This window comes from Leisingera sp. JC1 (genome assembly GCF_001679925.1).
Classification (GTDB): Bacteria; Pseudomonadota; Alphaproteobacteria; order Rhodobacterales; family Rhodobacteraceae; genus Leisingera.
The window spans coordinates 44,022-67,031 of record NZ_LYUZ01000013.1; the positions used below are offsets into that span (position 1 = coordinate 44,022).

Annotated in this window: 26 protein-coding genes and 4 tRNA genes; 18 read left to right on the forward strand and 12 right to left on the reverse strand. The window is 63.0% G+C overall.

All coding sequences use genetic code 11. The features are described 5' to 3' along the window. Positions 1-191: 191 nt before the first annotated feature. Positions 192-3,635: a pyruvate carboxylase gene (locus tag A9D60_RS03155; RefSeq protein ID WP_065266270.1), complete on the forward strand. Its 3,444-nt coding sequence runs from the start codon at positions 192-194 to the stop codon at positions 3,633-3,635. A 73-nt stretch (positions 3,636-3,708) separates the two neighbouring features. Continuing rightward, on the forward strand, positions 3,709-4,200 hold the full coding sequence (locus A9D60_RS03160) for a YegJ family protein (RefSeq protein WP_065266271.1): 492 nt from the start codon (positions 3,709-3,711) through the stop codon (positions 4,198-4,200). A 78-nt stretch (positions 4,201-4,278) separates the two neighbouring features. Here A9D60_RS03160 and A9D60_RS03165 read toward each other — a convergent pair whose 3' ends face one another. After that, complete coding sequence (locus tag A9D60_RS03165) at positions 4,279-4,464, reverse strand: hypothetical protein (protein ID WP_065266272.1); 186 nt, start codon at positions 4,462-4,464, stop codon at positions 4,279-4,281. Positions 4,465-4,620: 156 nt separating this feature from the next. Here A9D60_RS03165 and A9D60_RS03170 point away from each other — a divergent pair. From A9D60_RS03170 to A9D60_RS03200, 7 genes are all read left to right on the forward strand, one after another. After that, positions 4,621-4,695: transfer RNA gene (locus A9D60_RS03170), tRNA-Gly, on the forward strand. A 143-nt stretch (positions 4,696-4,838) separates the two neighbouring features. Then, positions 4,839-5,798: a DNA cytosine methyltransferase gene (locus A9D60_RS03175; protein ID WP_065266273.1), complete on the forward strand. Its 960-nt coding sequence runs from the start codon at positions 4,839-4,841 to the stop codon at positions 5,796-5,798. 120 nt (positions 5,799-5,918) lie between these two features. Further along, complete coding sequence (locus A9D60_RS03180; protein WP_065266274.1) at positions 5,919-6,821, forward strand: NaeI family type II restriction endonuclease; 903 nt, start codon at positions 5,919-5,921, stop codon at positions 6,819-6,821. Further along, positions 6,806-7,219, forward strand: coding sequence for a very short patch repair endonuclease (locus A9D60_RS03185; RefSeq protein WP_065266275.1), 414 nt, complete (start codon positions 6,806-6,808; stop codon positions 7,217-7,219). Before A9D60_RS03180 ends, A9D60_RS03185 begins: the two co-directional genes overlap by 16 nt. A gap of 90 nt (positions 7,220-7,309) precedes the next feature. Beyond that, positions 7,310-7,384: transfer RNA gene (locus A9D60_RS03190), tRNA-Gly, on the forward strand. Positions 7,385-7,528: 144 nt separating this feature from the next. Then, a tRNA-Gly gene (locus tag A9D60_RS03195) sits at positions 7,529-7,603 on the forward strand. Positions 7,604-7,755: 152 nt separating this feature from the next. Beyond that, positions 7,756-9,108, forward strand: a complete 1,353-nt coding sequence (locus A9D60_RS03200) for an aminotransferase (RefSeq protein WP_065266276.1) — start codon at positions 7,756-7,758, stop codon at positions 9,106-9,108. 77 nt (positions 9,109-9,185) lie between these two features. On the opposite strand, the gene A9D60_RS03205 is transcribed toward A9D60_RS03200, so the two are convergent. Next, on the reverse strand, positions 9,186-9,425 hold the full coding sequence (locus A9D60_RS03205; RefSeq protein WP_027236986.1) for an Lrp/AsnC family transcriptional regulator: 240 nt from the start codon (positions 9,423-9,425) through the stop codon (positions 9,186-9,188). Positions 9,426-9,615: 190 nt separating this feature from the next. On the opposite strand from A9D60_RS03205, the gene hisB reads away from it, so the two are divergent. Together hisB and hisH are read left to right on the forward strand one after the other, a co-directional pair. Then, positions 9,616-10,203 (forward strand): imidazoleglycerol-phosphate dehydratase HisB, encoded by a 588-nt coding sequence (gene hisB / locus A9D60_RS03210; protein WP_065266339.1) that lies wholly within the window; start codon positions 9,616-9,618, stop codon positions 10,201-10,203. Next, a complete protein-coding gene (gene hisH / locus A9D60_RS03215; RefSeq protein ID WP_065266277.1) occupies positions 10,204-10,842 on the forward strand; it encodes an imidazole glycerol phosphate synthase subunit HisH in 639 nt (212 codons plus the stop codon). Positions 10,843-10,909: 67 nt separating this feature from the next. Here the strand turns inward: hisH and A9D60_RS03220 are convergent, their stop codons facing one another. Further along, positions 10,910-11,641, reverse strand: a complete 732-nt coding sequence (locus A9D60_RS03220; RefSeq protein ID WP_065266278.1) for an AraC family transcriptional regulator — start codon at positions 11,639-11,641, stop codon at positions 10,910-10,912. Between the two features lie 103 nt (positions 11,642-11,744). Between A9D60_RS03220 and A9D60_RS03225 the strand changes: the two genes are divergently transcribed. Both A9D60_RS03225 and A9D60_RS03230 read left to right on the forward strand, forming a co-directional pair. After that, positions 11,745-12,281, forward strand: coding sequence for a peroxiredoxin-like family protein (locus A9D60_RS03225; RefSeq protein WP_065266279.1), 537 nt, complete (start codon positions 11,745-11,747; stop codon positions 12,279-12,281). A gap of 110 nt (positions 12,282-12,391) precedes the next feature. Further along, the gene (locus A9D60_RS03230; protein WP_065266280.1) at positions 12,392-12,643 is read left to right on the forward strand and encodes a WGR domain-containing protein; all 252 of its coding nucleotides are present in this window, start codon (positions 12,392-12,394) and stop codon (positions 12,641-12,643) included. Positions 12,644-12,661: 18 nt separating this feature from the next. Here A9D60_RS03230 and A9D60_RS03235 read toward each other — a convergent pair whose 3' ends face one another. Continuing rightward, positions 12,662-13,048, reverse strand: a complete 387-nt coding sequence (locus A9D60_RS03235) for a DUF2147 domain-containing protein (protein WP_065266281.1) — start codon at positions 13,046-13,048, stop codon at positions 12,662-12,664. Positions 13,049-13,183: 135 nt separating this feature from the next. Here A9D60_RS03235 and hisA point away from each other — a divergent pair, with 135 nt between their 5' ends. Both hisA and A9D60_RS03245 read left to right on the forward strand, forming a co-directional pair. Continuing rightward, entirely contained in the window at positions 13,184-13,906 is a 723-nt protein-coding gene (hisA, locus tag A9D60_RS03240) for a 1-(5-phosphoribosyl)-5-[(5-phosphoribosylamino)methylideneamino]imidazole-4-carboxamide isomerase (protein ID WP_039189700.1), read from the forward strand. Positions 13,907-13,930: 24 nt separating this feature from the next. Continuing rightward, positions 13,931-14,218: a hypothetical protein gene (locus A9D60_RS03245; protein ID WP_065266282.1), complete on the forward strand. Its 288-nt coding sequence runs from the start codon at positions 13,931-13,933 to the stop codon at positions 14,216-14,218. Between the two features lie 2 nt (positions 14,219-14,220). Here A9D60_RS03245 and A9D60_RS03250 read toward each other — a convergent pair whose 3' ends face one another. Further along, the gene (locus A9D60_RS03250; protein WP_065266283.1) at positions 14,221-14,667 is read right to left on the reverse strand and encodes a DUF302 domain-containing protein; all 447 of its coding nucleotides are present in this window, start codon (positions 14,665-14,667) and stop codon (positions 14,221-14,223) included. A 215-nt stretch (positions 14,668-14,882) separates the two neighbouring features. Here A9D60_RS03250 and hisF point away from each other — a divergent pair, with 215 nt between their 5' ends. Continuing rightward, positions 14,883-15,644 carry an imidazole glycerol phosphate synthase subunit HisF gene (gene hisF / locus A9D60_RS03255; protein ID WP_065266284.1) on the forward strand — a complete coding sequence of 254 codons (762 nt, stop codon included), beginning with the start codon at positions 14,883-14,885 and terminating at the stop codon, positions 15,642-15,644. Positions 15,645-15,655: 11 nt separating this feature from the next. Continuing rightward, complete coding sequence (locus A9D60_RS03260) at positions 15,656-15,973, forward strand: phosphoribosyl-ATP diphosphatase (protein WP_065266285.1); 318 nt, start codon at positions 15,656-15,658, stop codon at positions 15,971-15,973. A 229-nt stretch (positions 15,974-16,202) separates the two neighbouring features. On the opposite strand, the gene A9D60_RS03265 is transcribed toward A9D60_RS03260, so the two are convergent. The 3 genes from A9D60_RS03265 to rlmB form a co-directional block, all read right to left on the reverse strand. Then, complete coding sequence (locus A9D60_RS03265) at positions 16,203-16,673, reverse strand: CoA-binding protein (protein WP_065266286.1); 471 nt, start codon at positions 16,671-16,673, stop codon at positions 16,203-16,205. Between the two features lie 204 nt (positions 16,674-16,877). Next, positions 16,878-17,339 carry a YHS domain-containing (seleno)protein gene (locus A9D60_RS03270; protein WP_065266287.1) on the reverse strand — a complete coding sequence of 154 codons (462 nt, stop codon included), beginning with the start codon at positions 17,337-17,339 and terminating at the stop codon, positions 16,878-16,880. 94 nt (positions 17,340-17,433) lie between these two features. Beyond that, the gene (rlmB, locus tag A9D60_RS03275) at positions 17,434-18,210 is read right to left on the reverse strand and encodes a 23S rRNA (guanosine(2251)-2'-O)-methyltransferase RlmB (protein ID WP_065266288.1); all 777 of its coding nucleotides are present in this window, start codon (positions 18,208-18,210) and stop codon (positions 17,434-17,436) included. Between the two features lie 120 nt (positions 18,211-18,330). On the opposite strand from rlmB, the gene A9D60_RS26470 reads away from it, so the two are divergent. Next, positions 18,331-18,414 (forward strand) — tRNA-Tyr (locus tag A9D60_RS26470). Positions 18,415-18,546: 132 nt separating this feature from the next. On the opposite strand, the gene A9D60_RS03280 is transcribed toward A9D60_RS26470, so the two are convergent. The 4 genes from A9D60_RS03280 to A9D60_RS03295 form a co-directional block, all read right to left on the reverse strand. Beyond that, positions 18,547-19,065, reverse strand: a complete 519-nt coding sequence (locus tag A9D60_RS03280; protein WP_065266289.1) for a DUF2478 domain-containing protein — start codon at positions 19,063-19,065, stop codon at positions 18,547-18,549. Positions 19,066-19,127: 62 nt separating this feature from the next. Beyond that, positions 19,128-19,790 carry an NnrU family protein gene (locus tag A9D60_RS03285; protein ID WP_065266290.1) on the reverse strand — a complete coding sequence of 221 codons (663 nt, stop codon included), beginning with the start codon at positions 19,788-19,790 and terminating at the stop codon, positions 19,128-19,130. 123 nt (positions 19,791-19,913) lie between these two features. Beyond that, positions 19,914-21,950: an ABC transporter permease gene (locus tag A9D60_RS03290; RefSeq protein ID WP_065266291.1), complete on the reverse strand. Its 2,037-nt coding sequence runs from the start codon at positions 21,948-21,950 to the stop codon at positions 19,914-19,916. Next, entirely contained in the window at positions 21,950-23,002 is a 1,053-nt protein-coding gene (locus tag A9D60_RS03295; protein ID WP_019294647.1) for a quaternary amine ABC transporter ATP-binding protein, read from the reverse strand. Before A9D60_RS03295 ends, A9D60_RS03290 begins: the two co-directional genes overlap by 1 nt. Positions 23,003-23,010 lie beyond the last annotated feature (8 nt).

Here is a 23,010-nt window from a genome sequence, read left to right on the forward strand (position 1 = left end):
CAGAATCTGCAAATGTTAGCGCCAAGCAATGCGGTAAATTGCAAAGTCAGGACCCCCCAAAAACGAGGCCAGAAAGGAAAGGACAAGCCGCTTGAGAGCGCAATCATGCCGGAAATACCCAGAACTACTGTTGTGCGGTTCGATAATATCCGCCTAACACTGCACCAACTTGCACGGACCCCGAGGGTGACATGACCGACTTCAAAAAAATCCTGATTGCCAACCGTGGCGAGATCGCGATCCGCGTGATGCGCGCCGCCAACGAAATGGGCAAACGCACCGTCGCCGTCTATGCCGAGGAGGACAAGCTCGGCCTGCACCGGTTCAAGGCGGACGAAGCCTACCGGATCGGCGAAGGCATGGGGCCGGTTGCGGCGTACCTGTCGATCGACGAGATCATCCGCGTTGCCAAGGAAAGCGGCGCTGACGCGATCCACCCCGGCTACGGCCTGCTGTCGGAAAACCCGGAGTTCGTGGACGCCTGCGCCCGCAACGGCATCACCTTTATCGGCCCCAAGGCCGAAACCATGCGCGCGCTGGGTGACAAGGCCTCTGCCCGCAAGGTGGCGATTGCGGCCGGCGTGCCGGTCATTCCGGCAACCGAGGTGCTGGGCGACGACATGGACGCGATCCGCAAGGAAGCGGCCGAAATCGGCTATCCCTTGATGCTGAAAGCCTCCTGGGGCGGCGGCGGCCGCGGTATGCGTCCGATCCACGCCGAGAAAGAGCTGGAAGAAAAGGTGCTGGAAGGCCGCCGCGAGGCGGAAGCCGCCTTTGGCAACGGCGAGGGCTATCTGGAAAAGATGATCACCCGCGCCCGCCACGTCGAGGTGCAGATCCTGGGCGACAAGCACGGCGAGATCTACCACCTCTATGAACGCGACTGCTCGGTGCAGCGCCGCAACCAGAAAGTGGTTGAGCGCGCGCCTGCCCCGTACCTGAGCGAAGAACAGCGCGCCGAGCTGTGCGACCTGGGCCGCAAGATCTGCCAGCATGTGAACTATGAATGCGCGGGCACCGTCGAATTCCTGATGGATATGAACGACGGCAAGTTCTACTTCATCGAGGTGAACCCGCGGGTGCAGGTGGAGCATACCGTGACTGAGGAGGTCACCGGCATCGACATCGTGCAGGCGCAGATCCTGATCGCCGAAGGCAAGACCATTGCTGAGGCAACCGGCAAGGCCAGTCAGGGCGACATCCGCCTGAATGGCCACGCGCTGCAGACCCGCGTGACCACAGAAGATCCGCTGAACAACTTCATCCCGGACTACGGCCGCATCACCGCCTACCGTTCCGCCACCGGCATGGGCATCCGCCTGGACGGTGGCACCGCATATGCGGGCGGCGTGATCACCCGCTATTATGACTCGCTGCTGACCAAGGTGACCGCTTGGGCACCGACCCCGGAAAAGGCGATTGCCCGCATGGACCGCGCGCTGCGCGAATTCCGGGTCCGCGGTGTGTCGACCAACATCGCGTTCGTCGAGAACCTGCTGAAGCACCCGACCTTTTTGTCGAATGAATACACTACCAAGTTCATCGACGAGACCCCGGACCTGTTCCAGTTCAAGAAGCGCCGCGACCGCGGCACCAAGGTGCTGACTTATATCGCGGACATCACCGTGAACGGCCACCCGGAGACCGAAGGCCGCGCAGCCCCCGCTGCCGACCTGAAGGAGCCGCGCGCGCCGAAGGCGGACGTGGGCAACCTGCCCTACGGCACCCGTAACCTGCTGGAGCAGAAGGGTGCCCAGGCAGTGGCCGACTGGATGAAGGCGCAGCGCCAGCTGCTGCTGACCGACACCACCATGCGTGACGGCCACCAGTCGCTGCTGGCGACCCGGATGCGCTCGCTCGACATGATCAAGGTGGCGCCGGCCTATGCACAGCATCTGAACCAGCTCTTCTCGGTTGAGTGCTGGGGCGGCGCGACCTTTGACGTGGCCTACCGCTTCCTGCAGGAATGCCCCTGGCAGCGCCTGCGCGACCTGCGCGAGCGGATGCCGAACCTGATGACCCAGATGCTGCTGCGCGCCTCCAACGGCGTCGGCTACACCAACTATCCGGACAACGTGGTGCAGGAATTCGTGCGTCAGGCTGCAACCACCGGCGTCGACGTGTTCCGCGTCTTCGACTCGCTGAACTGGGTCGAAAACATGCGCGTGGCCATGGATGCAGTGGTCGAGAGCGGCAAGGTCTGCGAAGGCACCATCTGCTATACCGGCGATATCCTGGATCCGAACCGCGCCAAATACGACCTCAAGTACTATGTCGGCATGGCGAAGGAGCTGGAAGCCGCCGGCGCCCACATCCTGGGCCTGAAAGACATGGCAGGCCTGCTGAAACCCGCCGCGGCCCGCCAGCTGGTCAAGGCGCTGAAGGAAGAGGTCGGCCTGCCGGTCCACTTCCACACCCACGACACCTCCGGTGTGGCCGGAGCCACCATCCTGGCGGCGGCGGATGCCGGCGTGGATGCAGTGGACGCGGCAATGGACGCCTTCAGTGGCGGCACCTCGCAGCCCTGCTTGGGTTCGATTGTCGAGGCTCTGCGCAACACCGACCGCGACACCGGCATCGACATCGCCAAGGTGCGCGAGATCTCCGGCTACTGGGAACAGGTGCGCGGCCAGTACGCGGCGTTTGAGAGCGGCCTGCAGGCCCCGGCCTCCGAGGTTTACCTGCACGAAATGCCGGGCGGCCAGTTCACCAACCTGAAGGCGCAGGCGCGCTCCCTGGGCCTGGAAGAGAAATGGGCCGACGTGGCGCAGACCTATGCCGACGTGAACCAGATGTTCGGCGACATCGTGAAGGTGACGCCGTCGTCCAAGGTGGTTGGCGACATGGCGCTGATGATGGTGAGCCAGGGTCTGACCCGCGATCAGGTTGAGGATCCCAAGACCGACGTGGCCTTCCCCGACTCGGTCGTCGACATGATGCGCGGCAACTTGGGCCAGCCTCCGGGCGGTTTCCCCGAAAGCATCGTGTCCAAGGTGCTGAAGGGCGAAGCGCCGAACACCGAGCGCCCTGGCGCGCATCTGGAGCCGGTGGATCTGGAAGCGGTCCGCGCGGATCTGTCCAAGCAGCTGGAAGGCTTCAAGGTCGATGATGAGGACCTGAACGGCTACCTGATGTACCCCAAGGTGTTCCTGGACTACATGGGCCGCCACCGCCAGTACGGCCCTGTGCGCACCCTGCCGACCAAGACCTTCTTCTATGGCATGGAGCCGGGCGAGGAGATCACCGCCGAGATTGATCCGGGCAAGACCCTGGAAATCCGCCTGCAGGCGATTTCCGAGACCGACGAGAAGGGCGAAGTGAAGGTCTTCTTCGAGCTGAACGGTCAGCCCCGCGTGATCCGGGTGCCGAACCGTCTGGTCAAGGCCTCGACCCAGGCCAATCCCAAGGCGGAAGCGGGCAACCCGAACCACGTCGGCGCGCCGATGCCGGGTGTCGTGGCGTCTGTCGCGGTGCAGGTGGGCCAGCAGGTGCATGAAGGTGATATGCTGCTGACCATCGAAGCAATGAAGATGGAAACCGGCATCCACGCCGAACGCGACGCGGTGGTGAAGGCGGTGCATGTTCAGGCCGGCGGCCAGATCGACGCCAAGGATCTGCTGGTCGAGCTGGAATAATCCAGCCGGAAAGCGCTAGAGTTGAAGCTGCGGCCAGCCCCTGGCCGCAGCTTTTTCTTTTGTGGAGTTTCAAATGATCAGGCCTCTGATTTTCGCCGCTTTCATTGCACTTTCCCCTGCCGCAGCATTTGCCGGGGACCCCGTCATCCAGTTCGAGACTGAGGACACGGAAATGAACGCCGCTATCGGCTCGGCGCTAAGCTCGATGGATGCCTTTCTCAGCCATGTGCTGGACAGCCAGGGCAATGCATCTGACGGGGCATTGGTCAAAGTGGCGCTGGAGACCAGCTATGGCCATGAGAACATCTGGGTGGACCAATTCACCGTTGCCAGCGGCGGCGGCATGACCGGCAAGCTGGCCAATGAACCGAATGATCTGCCGGGCAAGCATTTCGGCGACACCGTTGAATTTGACCGGAAAAGCCTGCGCGACTGGAGCGTGTTCCTTGACGGGAAACTGTACGGCAACTTCACCACACGGGTGATGAAACCGCATCTGGATGCAGACAGCCGGGCACAGCTTGAACAGATTCTGTCAGCAACCCCTGTGCCTCAGGACTGGTGAACAGGCCGCTGGCGGAGAAAGCCCGCCTTACGGGCTTTTCAATCACCAGACCGGCATCACGAAACGAGCGTTTCAGGATCAGGCGTTCAACACAGCGGTTGCCGGAAGTGTCCTGGTTTCGACTGGAACCGGCTTGAGCTGCTCAATCGGGCCGGCCCAGCTGTCCGCTTGCGGTGCGCTGCGGTGCTCACCGCCGTGCACCAGCAGCCCCAGGGCAATCGCACCACCCAGGCTGGCGATCCGCAGGTAATCCTTGCAAGGCATGGGCTCAATCTCCCCTGAAGTTCCTCTTGTTTGACTGTCAAACGCACATCCTCTGCCTTTCCGTCGCGGCCCCGGCAGATTTTTTTCACCCGCCGCCGATTTTCCACTTGCAGCCGACGGGTGGAGACCCTATTTCACCGCTCACCGGATGGCAGCGCGGGCGTAGCTCAGGGGTAGAGCATTACCTTGCCAAGGTAAGGGTCGTGAGTTCGAATCTCATCGCCCGCTCCATCGGGAAACGGACAGGCCGCCCTTAGGGCGGCCTTTCGCTTTTCGGCATTTCCGCATAGTCTGGCCGGGTGCAGAAAACCTTGTGCGGAATCGCTTTACCGCCTAGGAACAGAGCAAGAACAGAAACGGGCGGGCAGAGCAGAATGCTGACATCGGTAGAACTATGCGCAGGTGCGGGCGGCCAGGCCCTCGGTCTTGAGGCGGCAGGCTTTGACCACACGGCGCTGGTTGAGATCGACAAGCACTGCTGCGCCACCCTGCGCCACAACCGGCCCAAGTGGAACGTGCTGGAAGAGGACGTCCGCAAGTTCAAGGAGGTCGCGGGCGACTACAAGGGCATCGACCTGCTGGCGGGCGGGCTGCCTTGTCCGCCGTTTTCCGTTGCGGGCAAGCAGCTGGGCGAGAAGGACGAGCGCAACCTGTTCGACGATGCGATTGAGATTGTCGATGCCACCCGCCCCCGGGCGGTGATGATCGAAAACGTGCGCGGGTTTCTGGATGCGGTGTTTCATGACTACCGCGAGAAGCTGAAGAAGCAGCTGTCGAAGCTTGGCTATGAGACCGACTGGCGGCTGCTGAATGCCTCGGACTTTGGCGTGCCGCAGCTGCGGCCGCGGGTGGCAATTGTTGCCCTGCGCAAGGAATTTGCCGGCCAGTTCAACTGGCCTGAGCCGCTGCCGCACAATCCGCCGACCGTGGGTGCGACCCTAGTGGACCTGATGAAGGAGCGCGGCTGGCGCGGGGCGGACGATTGGGCCGCCAAAGCGGATGAGATCGCGCCAACCATTGTTGGCGGTTCCAAGAAACACGGGGGACCCGATCTGGGCCCGACCCGCGCGCGGCGCGCCTGGGCGGCCTTGGGCGTTGAGGGGCGCACCATCGCCAATGAGGCGCCGGACCCGTTCCACAACGACATGCCACGCCTCACAGTGCGGATGGTCGCGCGCATTCAGGGCTTCCCGGATGCCTGGCATTTCACCGGCGCCAAGACCAACGCCTACCGGCAGGTCGGCAATGCCTTCCCGCCACCGGTAGCCGAGGCCGTGGCGCGGGAACTGAAAGCGGCGATTGCCAAGCCGAAGCTGCATGCAGTGCGGGCTTAAGGCCTACTTATCATTTAAGAGCCGAGGGCTGCGCCCGGCCCGGCGGGGTGGGAGCGAAGCGCCCGCCCCGTGGGGGACGGGACGGGCGCTGCCCGGCCTATCGGCCGGGAGACACTTGCCATGAAACAGAAGCTTCCCGACTGCCTGGTCGATTTCGGCCACCAGGATTTCAACGTCCTTCTCCATCTGGAGATGGAGATCACCCAGCGCGCGGGCGGATTGCTGGCGCTGGAACATGACGTGGCCTTCATGCTGCGCGACTGTATCGACGATGTGATCATGACGCCCAAGACCGGGCGGCGGTCCTACGAAGAGCTGGAGAAAACCGAAAAGACCTATATCGGGACGCGGGTGGAGATTGAGCTGCGGGCGCTGCTGGGCCTGCAGAAGGGACGGCTGGATACCGTGATCCTGGGCCAGGATGTGGACATCAAGCACACCATGGGCAGCAATTGGATGATCCCGACCGAGGCCGTGGGCAGTGCCTGCCTGCTGGTGGCCGCGGATGAGGCGCGGGCACGCTGTTATCTGGGGCTGATTGTGGCCCGGCCCGAGTATCTGACCGCTGGCCAGAACAAGGATGCCAAGCGCAGCATTTCCGCCGAAGGCTTCAAACACATCCAATGGCTGCTGAAGGACCACCCCTACCCGGCCAACTTCTGGCGCACCGCTGACGCGGAAACCGTGCAGGAGATTTTCACCTGCGACACAGGAAACGGACGCATGGCGGCGCTGTTCCGCCTGATGCAGCGCCGCCCGATTCCCCGCGCGGCGGTGGAGGCGGTGGCACAGCAGAAGGACTTCATGCGCCGCATCCGGGCCGACGGCGGCCACGGCACCCGCGACATTCTGGGGCGCGAGCAGACCGTGGTGCTGGAAGGGCGCAAGGATGCCCAGCTGATCAAGGCGCTGGACCTGCCGCCCTGTGCGGCCAGCGAATTCATTTCCTGCCGGATTGAAACGGACTACCATGCCCGCATGGCCGGACAATCAGGGCATCCCATCGCGTGGCCGACAAGCTGACACCAGAACGGCGCAGCGCCAATATGGCGAAGATCCGCGCCAAGAACACCAAGCCGGAAATGCTGGTGCGGCGTATGGTGCATGGCATGGGCTACCGCTACCGGCTCTACCGCAAGGACCTGCCCGGCAAACCCGACCTCGTCTTTGGCCCCCGCCGCAAAGTGATCTTCGTGCATGGCTGTTTCTGGCATCTGCATGACTGCCGCGACGGGCGCATCCCGGCCAGCCGCCGTGACTACTGGGAACCGAAGCTGCGGCGCAATGCGGAGCGTGACGCGGAACAACAGGCTGCCCTGCAGGCGGCGGGCTGGCAGGTGCTGACAATCTGGGAATGCGAGACCAAGGATATTGCTGCACTGAAAGAGCGCCTCGTAAACTTCCTCAAAACGGCAGAATAATGCTTATCCACAGATACTTCCGAGGTTCTGAAATTTTCCTCTTGCGGCCAGTTTGTGAAAACCCTAAACACCGCCTCACCGAATGGCAGCGCGGGCGTAGCTCAGGGGTAGAGCATTACCTTGCCAAGGTAAGGGTCGTGAGTTCGAATCTCATCGCCCGCTCCATTCGAAAGCGGAACAGGCCGTCCTTCGGGGCGGCCTTTCGCGTTTTCGGGCCGTCTTTCCCGCGGTATTTTCTTCACCATCCTGTCATTTTCCGCTTGCGGGTTGCGTGCGGATTTCCTATTCACCGCGTCACCGGATGGCAGCGCGGGCGTAGCTCAGGGGTAGAGCATTACCTTGCCAAGGTAAGGGTCGTGAGTTCGAATCTCATCGCCCGCTCCATCGGGAAACGAAAAGGCCGCCCTTCGGGGTGGCCTTTCGCTTTTTCAAATACCGCCCTAAAATTTGATCAAATTCCTTTGACGCGGGCTGAAAAACAGGCCAATGCTACTGCCAAACAATGCTCACGGGCAGATCATCGCAGGAGTTTGGCCATGGCCCCAGTCATCTATCCCACCACCAATTTCACCGCGACCGAGCAGCTGTGCCTGGACCGCGGCGAAGGCATCTATGTCTATGACACCGACGGCAACAAATACATCGAAGGGCTGGCAGGCCTATGGTGCACCTCGCTGGGCTACAGCAACACCGAGGTGATGGATGCAATCACCGAGCAGCTGCACAAGCTGCCGTTCACCCACACCTTCGGCGGCAAGACCCACAAGCCGATCATGGAGCTGGCCGAGAAGCTGAAGGCGATGGTCCCGGTGGAAGATGCCTATATCTTCTTTGGCAACTCCGGCTCGGACGCCAATGACACCCACTACAAGATGCTGCGCTATTACTTCAACGCCATCGGCAAGCCGGAGAAACGCAAGATCATCACCCGCGAACGCGGTTATCACGGGGTGACCGTCGCCGCCGGCTCGCTGACCTCCCTGCCCGCGAATCTGGCGCATTTCGATGCGCCGCTGGAGGCGCTGCACGTCCTGCGTTCGGACGCGCCGCATTATTATACCGGCCGCCAGGGCAACGAGACCGAGGAGCAGTTCGTCGACCGGATCATCAACAACCTGGAAGAGCAGATCCTGGCGGAGGACCCCGACACCATCGCCGCGATGATCGTGGAGCCGATCACCGGCGCGTCCGGCGTGATCGTGCCGCCGGAGGGCTATTACGAGAAGCTGCAGGCAGTGCTGCGCAAGCATGGCATCCTGGTTTGGGCAGATGAGGTGATCTGCGGCTTCGGGCGTACCGGTGCCGATTTCGGCTGCACCACCATGGGCATCAAGCCGGACCTGATGACCTTTGCCAAGCAGCTGAGCTCTGCCTATTTCCCGATCTCCGCCTCGGTCATTCCGGGGTATATGTATGAGGCGATGATTGCGCAGACCAATGAGGTTGGCGTGTTCGGCCACGGCTATACCTACTCCGGCCACCCGGCGGCCTGTGCGGCGGCACTGAAGACGCTGGAGATCTATGAGCGGGACAACCTGTTTGAACACGCCGCGGACGTGGGCGCCTATATGCAGGCGCAGCTGCGCGAGGTTTTCAACGATCATCCGCTGGTTGGCGAGGTCCGCGGCAAGGGGCTGATCGCGGCGCTGGAGCTGGTGTCGAACAAGACCACCGGCGCCAGCTTTGACAAGGGCGCAGCAGGCGCCGCCGCGCAGAAGGCCTGCCAGGAAAACGGGCTGATCCTGCGGGCGGTGGCCGGCAACGCGCTGGCGCTGTGCCCGCCGATCATCATCACCAAGGATGAGGTCGACGACATGCTGGCACGGATGAAGACCGCGGTTGATACGGCTTATGCCGAACTCAGCGAGCAAGGCCTGATCGCCGCCTGACCGCGCGATGGCCCGGAAACAGAAAACGCCCCGCAGTGCGGGGCGTTTTGCTTTCCAGGGTTTCGCTGCTGGAAGCCTCAGAACACCTTGTAGGTCATCGTGGTGAGCGACCGCTCGATCCCCTCAATCTGCAGCAACTGGTCATTGATGTATTTACCGACATCCTCACCGCTTGGGATGTAAAGTTTCATCAGCAGGTCGAAATTGCCGCTGGTGGAATAGAGCTCGGAATGGATTTCACGCAGGGCAATCTCCTCAGCCACCTTGTAGGTGGTGCCGGGTTTGCAGCGGATCTGGACAAAGACGCAGGTGGACATGGGGCCCTCATGGCTGATCAGGAAATTGCGCACAAGCTCGCACGGGGCGCAGGCGGGCGCAAGAGACCGGGATTGCTGCAACAGGTTGGCCCCCATGCACAATGCCGCACTTGAGCCATGCCCCCTGCCCGCCCTATAAGCGCCAAGGCAGAACTGAAGTTCTTGCAGCATGACGAAGGATAAGCCGCTGATGCGTACCGCCAAAGTGACCCGCAAGACCGCGGAAACCGATATTTCGGTCGAGATCAACCTCGACGGCACCGGGGTTTATGACAACCAGACCGGGGTTGGCTTTTTCGACCACATGCTGGACCAGCTGGCGCGCCATTCGCTGATCGACATGACCATCCGCGCCAAGGGCGACTACCACATCGACGACCACCACACGGTGGAGGACACCGGCATCGCGCTGGGTCAGGCACTGGTGCAGGCGCTGGGGAACAAGAAGGGCATCCGCCGTTACGGTGAATGCCACCTGCCGATGGATGACGCCCAGGTGCGCTGTGCACTGGACCTGTCGGCGCGCCCCTTCCTGATCTGGAATGTGGAGCTGCCGACCCAAAAAATCGGCACTTTTGACACCGAGCTGGTGCGCGAGTTTTTTCAAGCCTTGAGCACCCATGGCGGCATAACCCTGCACATCGACCAACTGCACGGGTTCAACAGCCACCACATCGCCGAGGCGGCCTTCAAGGCGGTTGCCCGCGCGCTACGGCTGGCGGTGGAGACCGACCCGCGCAAGGCGGATGCGATTCCGTCCACTAAAGGTGCGCTGTAAATGCTGACCGCAATTATCGACTACGAATCCGGCAACCTGCACTCGGCCGAGAAGGCGTTCCAGCGCATGGCGCGGGAGATGGATGCGGGCGAGGTCGTGGTGACCTCCGACGCGGATGTGGTGGCGCGGGCCGACCGGCTGGTGCTGCCCGGCGATGGCGCCTTCCCGGCCTGCGCGGCAGAGCTGCGCGGCCATAAGGGCATCTATGACGCCATGGTCGAAGCGGTGGAGCAAAAAGGTCGGCCGTTCCTGGGCATCTGCGTAGGCATGCAGCTGATGGCGACCACCGGGCATGAGTATGAAGATACACCGGGCCTCGGCTGGGTTGGCGGCGATGTGGTGAAGATCACCCCGGCGGATGCCTCCCTGAAGGTGCCGCATATGGGCTGGAATGATCTGGTGATCGATCACGCTCATCCGGTCTTTGACGGCATCCAGAGCGGCGATCACGTGTACTTCGTGCATTCCTACCATTTCCGCGTGGCGAACCCGGCGGAGCGGCTGGCGCATGTGGATTATGCCGGCGACGTGACTGCCGTCATCGGGCGGGACACGATGGTCGGGATGCAGTTCCACCCGGAGAAAAGCCAGGCCACTGGCTTGCGGATGATCGGAAACTTCCTGACCTGGAAGCCCTAAGGGGACGGCGCTGACGCGCCGTTGACCCTGGCTTTGAGTATTTGTGGAAAGATGAAAGCCGCGGCGTTCAGGCCGCAGCGGAGCGCAGGGAGACCGGCGCGACGCCGTAAGCCTTGCGGAAAGCGCGGGTGAAACCCTCGGGGCTGGTGTAAGCGTAACGGCGGGCGACCGCCTCCACCCTATCGCCGCGCACAAGATCCTGATGCGCCAGGATCAGCCGCCAGCGGCGCAGGTAGCCGATTGGGGTTTCGCCCACTTCGGCGGCAAACAGTTCCGCAAAGCGCGACAGCGACAGACCTGCCTCCTGCGCCAGGTCGGCATTGGTCCAAAGGCGGCCCGGATGGTCATGCATCGCAACGATGGCCCGGCTGAGGCGCGGGTCGGCGAGGCCCGCCAGCAGCCCCGGCTCTGTCGCGCCTTTCTGGATCTGGTTGCGCAACAAGCGCACCATCAGCACCTCCCCCAGCCGGTTGATCACAGACTGCGCGCCGCAGTGCTGCCTTTCGGCCTCGTCCCGCATCAGCCGCACCAGCCCTTGCGCCTCGGCATTGCCGGACACGTCATACTCCACCACTGGCGGCAGGGCGGCCAGGAACGGGTTGCTGTGCCCCGACCATTCCACCCGCGCCGCCCACATGACCGCACCCGGAGCAGGCTCCGCCAGCGGGCCGCGGGTGCGGTAGAGGATCCGCACCGGTTCTCCTGCCGCGTTTGCCAGGGCGATCAGGTTGGCGCGGCCCGGGAAAGCGGCCTGCACGGCAAGCTGAAAACGGTCCATTAAAGTCGTGAGGCGGTCCATGCTTTCGGTGTTTCCATCAGGTTTTTCGGATTTTTCGGACAGTAAACTGCGCAATACATTCAGGCAAGCACCACCACTCACACCACTCACAAGGACCATATACATGCTGATCCCCCGCCAGAAGACCCCGGACCTGACCCTGCCGACGCTGGACCACGGGCAGTTCGACCTGTCTTCGGAAACGGCCGAGCGCGGCACAGTGATCTGCTTTTACCGCGGTCTGCACTGCCCGATCTGCGCCACCTACCTGAAGGAATTCGAGAAGAAGGTGGCCGCCTTTGCCGAGCGCGGCGTCAACTGCATCGCGGTCAGCTCTGACGGCGAGGAGCGCACCCGTGCGATGGCTGACAAGATCGGGGCCAAGGAGCTGCGCTTCGGCTATGATCTGCCGCTGTCTGTGGCCAAGGAATGGGGGCTTTACATCTCCACTTCGCGCGGCAAGACCTCGATCGGGATCGAGGAGCCCGCGCTGTTTTCCGAACCCGGCTTGTTCCTGGTGACGCCGGAGCAGACGCTCTATTACGGGTCTGTGCAAACGATGCCGTTTGTGCGCCCGCATTTTGCGGAACTGGTGGCGGCGCTGGATTTTGCCATCCCCAACAACTACCCGGCGCGCGGCGAATACACAGGTGAGGTGTAAGGGTCACAGCTGCCGCTGGGGCCGGTGCAATTCGCCGGATTGAACAATAGACAAGGGGTCCGCTTCGAGGCATACGGGGCGGACCCCTTGTCACCGCGGCAGCCCCTCCCTTGCACATCCGTTTCGAGAAATACGACCACGCCGAAGGCAAGCACCGCTATTGCCTGCTGAGCCTGACGCCGACGCTGTTCGGTGACTGGTGTGTGGAGCGTGTGTCCGGGCCGCTGAACGCACCCGGCGGTGCGCAGAAGCGGACCTATTTCGCCGCGCACGCAGAGGCGCTGGCAATCTTCGAAGGCTTCCGGGACCGGCAGCTGAAACGCGGCTATGCGCCGATCCCGGTGCAGCTGGGGCTGCTGTAACGACAGCCCTTAAACGGCTTACTGGACGCGGGTCCAGGTTTGTTTCGAGCAGATCAGCCCGCCCGCGACGCAGCCGCGCAGGGCAAGGGAACTGCCCGCCAGATCCATCTTGCCGATGTAGATCTTGTCGTTGGACGGCCGCCAGACCTTGCCTTCATAGGAGCCATCGCCGTTCGGCACCATGTCGATCACCAGCGTCTTGCCGATGTTCGGGGATTTGTACTCGCCTTCGCTGTTGAAGGTGCGGGCGATCTTGCCGCAGACCGCAGCGCCGCATTTCGCCATCTGGATGTGGGCATAGGAGCCGTCATCAGGCTGCGTCTTCCAAACCCCCAGAACCGGGTCCGCGGCGGCAGCGCTTGCCAAACCCACGGCAACTGCCAGGCCTGCCAGAAGATGTTTCATTCCATTTCCTCCCTGTTTTACAGGCAGCCTGTCCCTGATGCCGTCTTTGAGGCAAGGTTGACTTCGGGTCGCGTTGCAATCTGCCCTTACGTTGTGCAAAACACCGCCAGCTTGATTTCACGAAGGACCGCCCGGATGATCCTCTACCCCGCGATTGACCTCAAAGACGGCCAGGCCGTGCGCCTGCTGCATGGCGAGATGGACAAGACCACCGTGTTCAACGACAACCCCGCTGCGCAGGCGCTGGAGTTTGTCGAGGCCGGCTGCGAGTGGCTGCATCTGGTGGACCTCAACGGTGCCTTTGCAGGCGAGCCGGTGAATGCAGCGCCGGTGGAGGAGATCCTGAAGCAGACCAAAGTGCCCGCGCAGCTGGGCGGCGGCATCCGCGACATGGCAACCATCGAGCGCTGGATCGACAAGGGCCTGGCGCGGGTGATCCTGGGCACCGTGGCGGTGGAGAACCCGGACCTGGTGCGCGAAGCGGCGCGGGAGTTCCCCGGCAAGGTCGCGGTCGGCATCGACGCCCGCAACGGCAAAGTCGCAACCAAAGGCTGGGCCGAGGAAACCGACGTGATGGTCACCGACCTCGCAAAATCGTTCGAGGATGCCGGCGTGGCCGCGATCATCTATACCGACATCCTGCGCGACGGCGCGATGAAGGGGCCGAATGTCGAGGCCACCGCCGATCTGGCAAATGCGGTCAGCATCCCGGTGATTGCCTCCGGCGGCGTGTCCTCGCTGGACGACCTCAGGGCGCTGAAATCCTGCGGCGCACCTCTCAATGGTGCGATTTCGGGCCGGGCGCTGTATGATGGCGCCATTGACCTGAAAGAGGCGCTGGCGGTTCTGAAAGCCTGACGCTGCCCCGGCGAAAGGAACCTCATGCGCCTAGTCCGACGCATCCTGGCTATCCTGACCATAGGGCCGATTGTTTTGTGGCTCCTATGCATTGTTGCGGTGGTGCTGTTGGGATTTGGCTTTGATTGTGAAATCCACGAGGGGTTTGCCAACCCCTGCGTGGTGCTGGGCCAGGACCTGGGCGAGACCGCCTATACCATGGGGGTCCTTGCGGCCTGGGGGCCGCTGATCTTCGGCCCGGTCTCCATGGGGGCCGGGTTGCTGTGGGGGCTGGCGATTGCTTTTTCGCGCTACCTGGCGTCGCGCCGCTAAGGCTATTCGGCCGCCTTAGCGGTCAGCTTGCCCAGGGCGCCCTGCATCTTGGCGATAAATTCAGCATCGGCAGGAACGTCGAGGCCTGAGAGCATTTCTGCCGGGTCCTCGTAAGTCAGCCAGACCTGGCCGCCGGCATCCTCATAGGCCAGCACCTTGAGCGGCAGGTAGAGCCCTGCCCGCATGTCCGCCTGCATCGCCGGGGTTCCCAGCTTGGGGTTGCCGAAGATCAGGAGCTGGGACGGGCTCAGCTCCAGCGCTGCGTTCTGCGCGCCTGCGGCATGGTCCACCCGGGCAAAGACAGTTGCGCCCGCACCCTCCACCGCGGCTTGCAGCGCATCCATGGTTTCACCGACGGGTTTCTGGCTTGGCACCGCGACCAGGTCCGCAGCGGCGGGCAAAGCGGAAGCAAGTGCGATTGCGCCAGCGAGGATAAGAGTTTTTTTCATAACAGCTTCTCCGGAATACAGGTACGTCCGGCCATGATCAGGGCAGCCGGGCCGGGCAGGCAACTCACATCTTCGATAGCGCTTGTTTCCGGCGGTTCTGCGCGGGCTGCCGTCTCCCTGAATCCCGGACCAAAACGCGCATCCCCCGCCATACCTGTTGCGCTTGCCGCAGGCTTTGCGTACCCACGGGGCAAGCAGCTTGAAAGGCACGATCCATGCTGAAAACCCGCATCATCCCCTGTCTCGACGTCGCTGACGGGCGCGTGGTCAAGGGTGTCAACTTTGTCGGCCTGCGCGATGCAGGCGACCCGGTGGAATGCGCCAAGGCATATGATGCGGCGGGCGCGGATGAGATCTGCTTTCTCGACATTCACGCTACCCATGAAAACCGGGGCACCATGTTCGACATGGTCCAGCGCACCGCCGAGCAGTGCTTTGTGCCGCTGACCGTGGGCGGCGGGGTACGGACCAAGGAAGATGTGCGCGCGCTGCTGCTGGCAGGGGCCGACAAGGTCTCGTTCAATTCAGCCGCGGTCGCCAACCCGGATGTGATTGCCGAGGCTGCGGATCAGTTCGGCAGCCAGTGCATCGTCTGCGCCATTGACGCCAAGACAGTGGAGCCGGGCCGCTGGGAGATCTTCACCCATGGCGGGCGCAAGCCGACCGGCATCGACGCAGTGGAATTTGCCAGGCTCGTGACAGCCAAAGGCGCCGGTGAAATCCTGCTGACTTCGATGGACCGCGATGGCACCAAGTCCGGTTTCAACCTGCCGCTGACCAAGGCGATTTCCGATGCGGTGGACGTGCCGGTGATCGCCTCGGGCGGCGTCGGCAATCTGGATCACCTGGTGGAAGGCGTCACCAAGGGCGGCGCCAGCGCGGTGCTGGCGGCCTCGATCTTCCACTTCGGGGAATACACCATCCAGGAAGCCAAGGAACATATGGCTGCCGCCGGCATCCCGATGCGGCTGAACTGAGGGGGCATGTGATGAGCCTGCTGCACGATCTCGAAGCCACCATCCTGTCCCGCAAGGGCACCGATCCGGAGGCCAGCTGGACGGCCAAGCTGCTGGCCAAGGGGCCGGAAAAATGCGCCGAGAAATTCGGTGAGGAAGCCATTGAGGCCATTATCGAGGCGGTGAAGGATGACAAGGCCAAGCTGGCTTCGGAAGGCGCTGATGTGCTCTATCATTTCCTGGTGATGCTGGCCGCCCGTGACGTGGCGCTGGACGATGTGCTGAAGGTGCTGGCCGAGCGGCAGGGGCTCAGCGGCATTGCCGAGAAGGCCAGCCGCCCCCAAAACTGACAGCCGGGCCGGGTGGCGGATCAAGGGAGGCGCAGCCTCCGCGCGGCACGCGCGGCTTGTCCTTGACACGCTCTTAAAACCGCAATCAGCAACACCCTTGAGGGCATTTCTGCCTCTCATGGGCTTCCCAGCAAGCCCTTTGCGCCGCGCAGCGGCGCCGGGCCCAACCGTGAAGGCCGTCCGGCAGGACGGCAGCAGCGGGCGGGAGCACCCTGCCCCGCGCCAGCCGTCAGAATTTCGAAGAAATGATCCCGGTGGCAAAGCCGCCCATGCGCAGCTCGCCGAACAGGCGCTGGTATTCGATTTTCGGGCAGCGGTTCTGGATCACCGTGACGCCGCGCGCCTCGGCCTTGGCGGCGGCTTCGGCATGTTCCACGCCGATCTGCATCCATATGGTCTGCAGCTTGGGAAAGGCCGCCAGCGCCTCATCGACGATCGGCGGCACTGCCTCTGAGCGGCGAAAGATGTCGACCATGTCCACCGGCAGATCAATTTCTGAAAGGCTCGCCCGCACCGTTTCGCCAAACAGCATCTTGCCGGCATGGCCGGGATTGACCGGGATCACCCGGTAGCCCTTCAGGCCCAGATAGCGCGCCACGTAATAGCTGGGACGCACCGGGTTCATCGACACGCCCACCACCGCCACCGTCTTGGCGCTCTGCAGGACCTTCTTCAGATGCTCGTCACTGTAGTCTGTCATGCGGGCACCCTAGCTGCGGCGCCGGCAGCCGCATAGGCGGAATCGCTGCCTGAAAATAAAAATGCGCCCGGACGAACCGGGCGCAAGGTATGGAACGAGGGACAGTGAAAAAGATCTGCGGTGGTTCCACTCCGCAGTCTGTATTGTATATGGGTCACGGTTTGAAAAATAAAAGCGCTTATCACACATTTGTGAGGTGACACGTTATTTTCTGAGAACGGCAGGCCAATGAATCCTGCCTGAGGCAATCATATGCGCTGTATCAGCCTGCCACAGCACATGCACACGCCTGTTATTCAACAGAAAAAGCTCCCCATCGACAATTGCCCACAGCTGCGGGTTGCCTTCGTGTAGCTGACCCTTGGACATGGCATAGGCGCAGTACCCCCCGAAAGCAGGCGCATAGGCCCGCGGGTTGGCTTCGAATTGCGCCTGATTATGGGCTGAGGCAAAGCGCCAGACAACGCCCTTCCACATGACGGCATGTACAGGCCGCCCCTCCTCGGCCGTACCATGTTCAAAAAACGCAACCGTGTCATATCCGCCGATGGCCACGCCGGCACGCGAGGAGTACACAGCCGGTTCAGCCCGTGCCGCTTCCGGCAGGGACAGGAACAATACCGCGGCGGCCATCAGCACCAGACGCAGGATCACATTGCACTCCATTCACTGCTTGCATCAGGCCTGCGACTTTGCCGCACCGCCGTGCCGTTGCAAAGGCGGCTTACGCAGATGTGAACAAGGTGTGACACCAGGCTCCTCAGCGGGCGATGGACGCGTAAAGGGCAATTGCCGCTGCATTGGAGACGTTGAGCGAGCCAAAGCCGCCTGCAGCATCGATCTTGACCAGCCCGTCCACGGTCTCCTTGGTTTTCTGGCGCAGGCCCGGACCTTCGGCACCCAGCACCAGCGCCACCGGCAGGTGCTGCTTGCCCGCCAGCGCGGACTCGATGGTCTGATCGGCCTCGCCATCCAGGCCCAGCACTATAAAGCCCATGCCCTGCAGTTCGGTTATGGTATCGGCGAGGTTGCGCATCCGCAGGTACGGCTGACGCTCCAGCGCGCCGCTGGCGGTCTTGGCCAAGGCCCCGGTTTCCGGTGCCGAATGGTGGCGGGTCCCAATGACGGCGCTGGCGCCCAGCACCTCGGCTGAGCGCAGGATGGCACCAACGTTATGCGGGTCTGTCACCCGGTCCAGCAGCAGCACGCGGGGCGCTTCAAGGCCAATGCAGTTTTCTGCCAGCCCGCCCCAGTTCAGCGGCTTTACCTCCAGCGCCGCCCCTTGGTGCACCGACTGCGGGTCGATGGGCGGGTTGAATTTCCGCGGGTCGATGACCTCTGCTTCAATGCCGCACTCTTCAATGGCATCCGCCAGTTTCGCCTGCGCGTTCAGGGTCACCATCAGGCGCAGTTTTTCACGCTTGGGATTGAGCAGCGCGTCACGCACCGCATGCAGCCCGAACAGCCATACGGTTTCTGCCGCGGCGGCCTTCTTGGACTGTTCTTTTTCGACGACCCATTTGGGTTTCTTGGACATTTTGCACTCCGGCAGAAAGAATTTGCGGGGCGCGCGAAAAACTTGCGTTTTTCCGGTTGACGCTCCTTTGGCCTGCTTGTAATCACGCCTCCACATCAGGTGCAACAAGCAACTGACAGTGGGCGACAGGCCGCAAGGTGTGGCAGGGGACTGTAACTCCCTCGCGGAGACGCACGCCTGGTTCGATTCCAGGGTCGCCCACCATCTTCTCTCTTTTTCTGATCAGACGATGGTGGTTCAGCAGCAGGCGGAACAGGCCGCGCGCTGCGTGGACGCCTAAAAAGCCCGCATCAGATATGCGGACTTACCTTTTGATTTAAAATAGCAATCTGCTCCTTACGCAGTTTCTGCCACGGCCTGCTCCGCCCATTCGACGAGCGCGTCCAGATCCGGCCCGGCCGCGACCGCCATGCCGTCAGCAAAGGCTTGGAACGGCTCCACGTTCATCTTATTGACGCCGGAAATCACCGGGATGCCCAGCGCCAGCGCCTCGCCGATGATTGGCCGCATGCCGCGCCCGTCAGCCTCGTGCTTGCCGAATTTGTTGACGATCATCAGCTGCGGTGCCGGGTCTGTTTGGAGGACGGCAGAGACCTGCCCGACCGCCTGTTCCAGCGCCTCCGGGTTCAGGCGGCAGCCGCGGGCGCCAGCGCCCAGGGATTGCGAAATACGGATGGTCTCGCCGGCGGGCAGCACCCGCACATCCATGTCGCACAGTTCCTTGTCGTAGCATTCCACATTGGTCTGCACGATGCCGGCCAGGCGGACGCCCTTGGCCTGCAGCCGTTCGGCCAGTTCGCTCAGCAAACGGTCAGTGGCACCGCGTTCTTCGGTCATCACATAGGCCAGGTGCATTTGTCGGTCTCTCCAGTCTCGTGTCGTTTCATAGGTGGTCATGCGGCCGCCGGGGTCAACCCCTACCAGGGCAGCGGACTGTAGCCGATGATCGGGGCGTGCAAGACCAGCAGCGCCAGGAACACCGCCGCGGCCAGCCCGGTCTCACTAGCCATGGGGCGCAGGCGCAGCAGTTTCAGCCGCGCAGTGTTGCGGCTGAGGCGGCGCCATTCCCCCTGCCCCATCTGGCGCTGCTTGCGCTTGTCGATCAGCGCCATGCCTATCCAGGCAAAGCCCGCAAAGAGGCCAAACAGGATCACATGCGCCAGGTCGCCGTTGGCCAGAAGGTGCGCCCCGGCCCAAAGCGCCATTGCCGCCAGCAGCGGGTGGCGGCTGACAGCCAGGATGCCGGGGTCCGCCGGGTCAAAAGCGCGCAGCCCCAGACCGCCAAAGCTGAACGGATTCTGCCGCATCATGCCACCCACCGCCAGCAGGCAGGCCAGCGGCATCACCAGCAGCGGCACCCAGCGGAAGCCCTCCCAATAGGGCAAAACGCCAACAAAAGGCGCGCGAGCGGCGGCGACAACCAGCCAAGCGAGGATCATCAGCGACAGCAGGCTATAGGCAATGATATAGCCGCGCAGGCCGAGGCGGCTGACCAGCCACGGCCGCACCGGCGGGCGCACGGGGATGGCGTGGCTGGCCAGGAACAGCATCAGCGCAGCGGTGAACTCAAACCAGGCCATCGGGGTTTCTCCGGTTATAGATCAGACTTCATTGCAGCTATAGGCGGGCGGGCAATATAGAACGTTGCCCCAGATCAAAAAGGGCGCCGCTGGGGCGCCCTTTTCACTTGGGTTTGAGGTTAGTTACAGGCCAAGCGCCTTGCGCCGCTCCTCGGCAAAGCCCTGCACCATACGGTCGGCGATCAAGGCGAGGATCGCCATCGCCGCACCTGCGGAGATGCCCAGCCCCACATCCGCCTGCCCTAGCGCCAGATAGATCGACTGGCCGAGGCCGGTGGTGCCGATCAGCGCCGCAATGACCAGCATCGCAAAGGCATAGAGGATGGTCTGGTTCAGCCCCAGCAGGATCGACGGCGCCGCGTAAGGCGCGCGGATGTCCTTGAGCATCTGCCATGTGGTGGCGCCGGAGGCAGTGGCAGCCTCGATCATCTCGTCCGGCGTCGAGACCAGCCCGTGCCGCGTGTAACGGATCATCGGCACGATGGCATAGGCGATGATCGCCAGGAAGGCGGAGAACTCGCCGATCTGGAACACCATCAGCACCGGGATCAGGAACACGAACAGCGGAATGGTCTGCAGCATGTCGCAGACTGGGCGCACCACCCGCCAGACACCGGGCGACACCGCCGATGCCAAGCCAATGGCACCACCCATCAGCGCGCAGGCAAACACGGCAGCACCGGAGAGGTATAGCGACAGCAATGCCCGCTCCCACAGGCCGGAGAGCAGGATGGTGCCCAACAGGACGACAGTCAGAACGGACAAATTGCGACCACCTGCAACCCAGGCCAGCGCGCCGGCGCCCACCAGCACAAAGGGCCATGGCAGCTGGGAAATGCCAGTTTCCAGCATTCCAGCAGCAATCAGCAGCATGACACCGAGCGCTACCCGTCCGCGCAGTGCAAAGACCACCCCGGCCGCGGCACCCGCCGCAAACAGCGCTGCACTCATCATCGGGGTCCAGGCAAAGCCCCAGGTGAAGGGCAGCACCGCCTGATCCAGTCCGATCCGCATCGGCAGCAGCACGTAGAACAGCACGTTGTTCTTGAGCGCAGTCAGGAATTCCGCATTGGCGCTGGTGAAGGACGACAGGCCGCGGTCGACACTGTCCGCCACCGGGTTGAACAGGCCATAGGCGCCGGGCTGCTGAATGCTGCCCCAGAAGGCCGCGCTGACCACGACACCCAGCGCCACGATGCCCCAAGCGATGCGCGCATCGTGCATGTCGCGCCGGTCCTGGGTCAGGGTGCCGCTCATCCGGTCGATCAGGATTGCAAAGATCACAATCACCAGGCCTGCCAAGAGGCTCTGTCCGAACTGCGCCTTGCGCATGGTCAGCAGGACCTCCCAGCCGATGTCGTCAAAGCCGCCGATCACGGCCGCGATGATCACCATCGACAGCGCCGCCATAAGGCACTGGTTGACGCCCACCATGATCTGCTGCCCGGCGGAAGGGATCTCGCACTGGAACAGCTGCTGCAAGCGGGTGCCGCCAGCCATAATGGCAGCTTCCTTGATCTCCGGCTCCACCCGTTCGAGACCAAGGAGCACATTGCGCGCCATCGGCGGCGCCGCGTAGATGGCGGAGGCGATGAGGCCGACCACAGGACCAAAGCCGAACAGCACCAGCAACGGCGTGAGATAGGCAAAGGTCGGTACCGTCTGCATGATGTCGAGCACCGCCTGCACCGGCTGGCGAATCTTGGGGAATTCATTGGCGAGGATGCCGATGCCGCCGCCAATGATCAGCGCCAAGGGCACCGAGACGGCAACCAGCGCCAGAGTGTTCATGCTTTCGGGCCAGTAGCCCGACGCCAGCACAAAGCCGAGGCCCACCACAGCCATCAGTGCCATCCGCACGCCGCCCAGGGTCCAGGCCAGTGCCGTGGTGGCGCAGATGACCAGCGGCCAGGGCGTGTGGCTCAGCACGTAGTTTGCCGCTTCCATCGGATAGAACATCAGCGCCGAGAAGGCACGGGCGGTTGGTTTGATGAGTGCCAGGAACCATTCCATGAAGGCCCCGACCCAGTCGGTGGCGGGCAGCACCCAGGCAGCAGGGAATTTCACAAGCCATGGGGCACTGCTTTCCAGAGCCAAGCACAGAGCACCCACCGCCGCTGCGATCAGCGCCGCAATCGAGCCTTTCGAAAGACCTGCCATCACCCTTGCTCCACCTGCAGCGCGGCAGCGAGGTCTGCAGGGTTCACCACGCCGACCAGCTTGCCGTCATCCGTGCGGACCGGCACCGGCTCGTACAGCTCCATACAGCGCGCAAGGGCTGCATCCAGCGTCATATCCTGGCGCAGGCCGGGATCGTCGGCGCCGTAGACATGGTGTTCGCCCGGCTGCATTACCGAGGACACATGCGCATGCTGGCCCTTGGCCACGTCCTTGGAGAACTCGCGCACATAGTCATCGACCGGGCGCAGCACGATGTCGGCAGGCGTGCCGATCTGCACCACCTTGCCGTCGCGCATGATGGCGATGCGGTCGGCGAGCTTCAGCGCCTCATTGATGTCATGAGTGATGAAAACGATGGTGGTCCTAAGCTTGGCCTGGATTTCCAGGAACTCATCCTGCAGCTGCCGCCGGATCAGCGGGTCCAACGCCGAGAACGGCTCATCCAGGAACCAGACCGAACAATCCGCCACCAGCGAGCGGGCAATACCGACGCGCTGGCGCTGGCCGCCGGACAGCTCGCGCGGGAAGTTCTTTTCCCGCCCGCCGAGGCCGACCAGTTCGATCACCTCCTGCGCCTTGGCAAGGCGCTGCTTCTTCTTCACCCCCTGCACCCGCAGCGGGTAGGCGACGTTTTCCGCCACGGTCATATGCGGGAACAGGCCGAAGTGCTGGAACACCATGCCCAGCTTCTTGCGGCGCAGCTCGATCAGCCGCTTGGGACTGGCCTCGACGATGTTTTCGCCGTCGATGCGGATCTCGCCGCCGGTGGCGTGCAGCAGGTGCGAGATGCAACGGATCAGGGTGGACTTGCCGGAGCCTGACAGCCCCATGATCACAAACAGCTCCCCCTCCTTCACGTCAAAGGAGGCGTCCTGCACTGCCGGGATCAGCCCCTTGCCGCGCAAGTCCTGCGCTGCTGCTTCGGGTGTTTCGTGCCGCGACAGCGCCTCCTTCAAGGCGCTGTCTGCGTTGTTGCCAAACACCTGCCAGACATTCCGGCAGGTGATGGCAGGCGTCTCAGAGCCGCTCACTTGGGTCA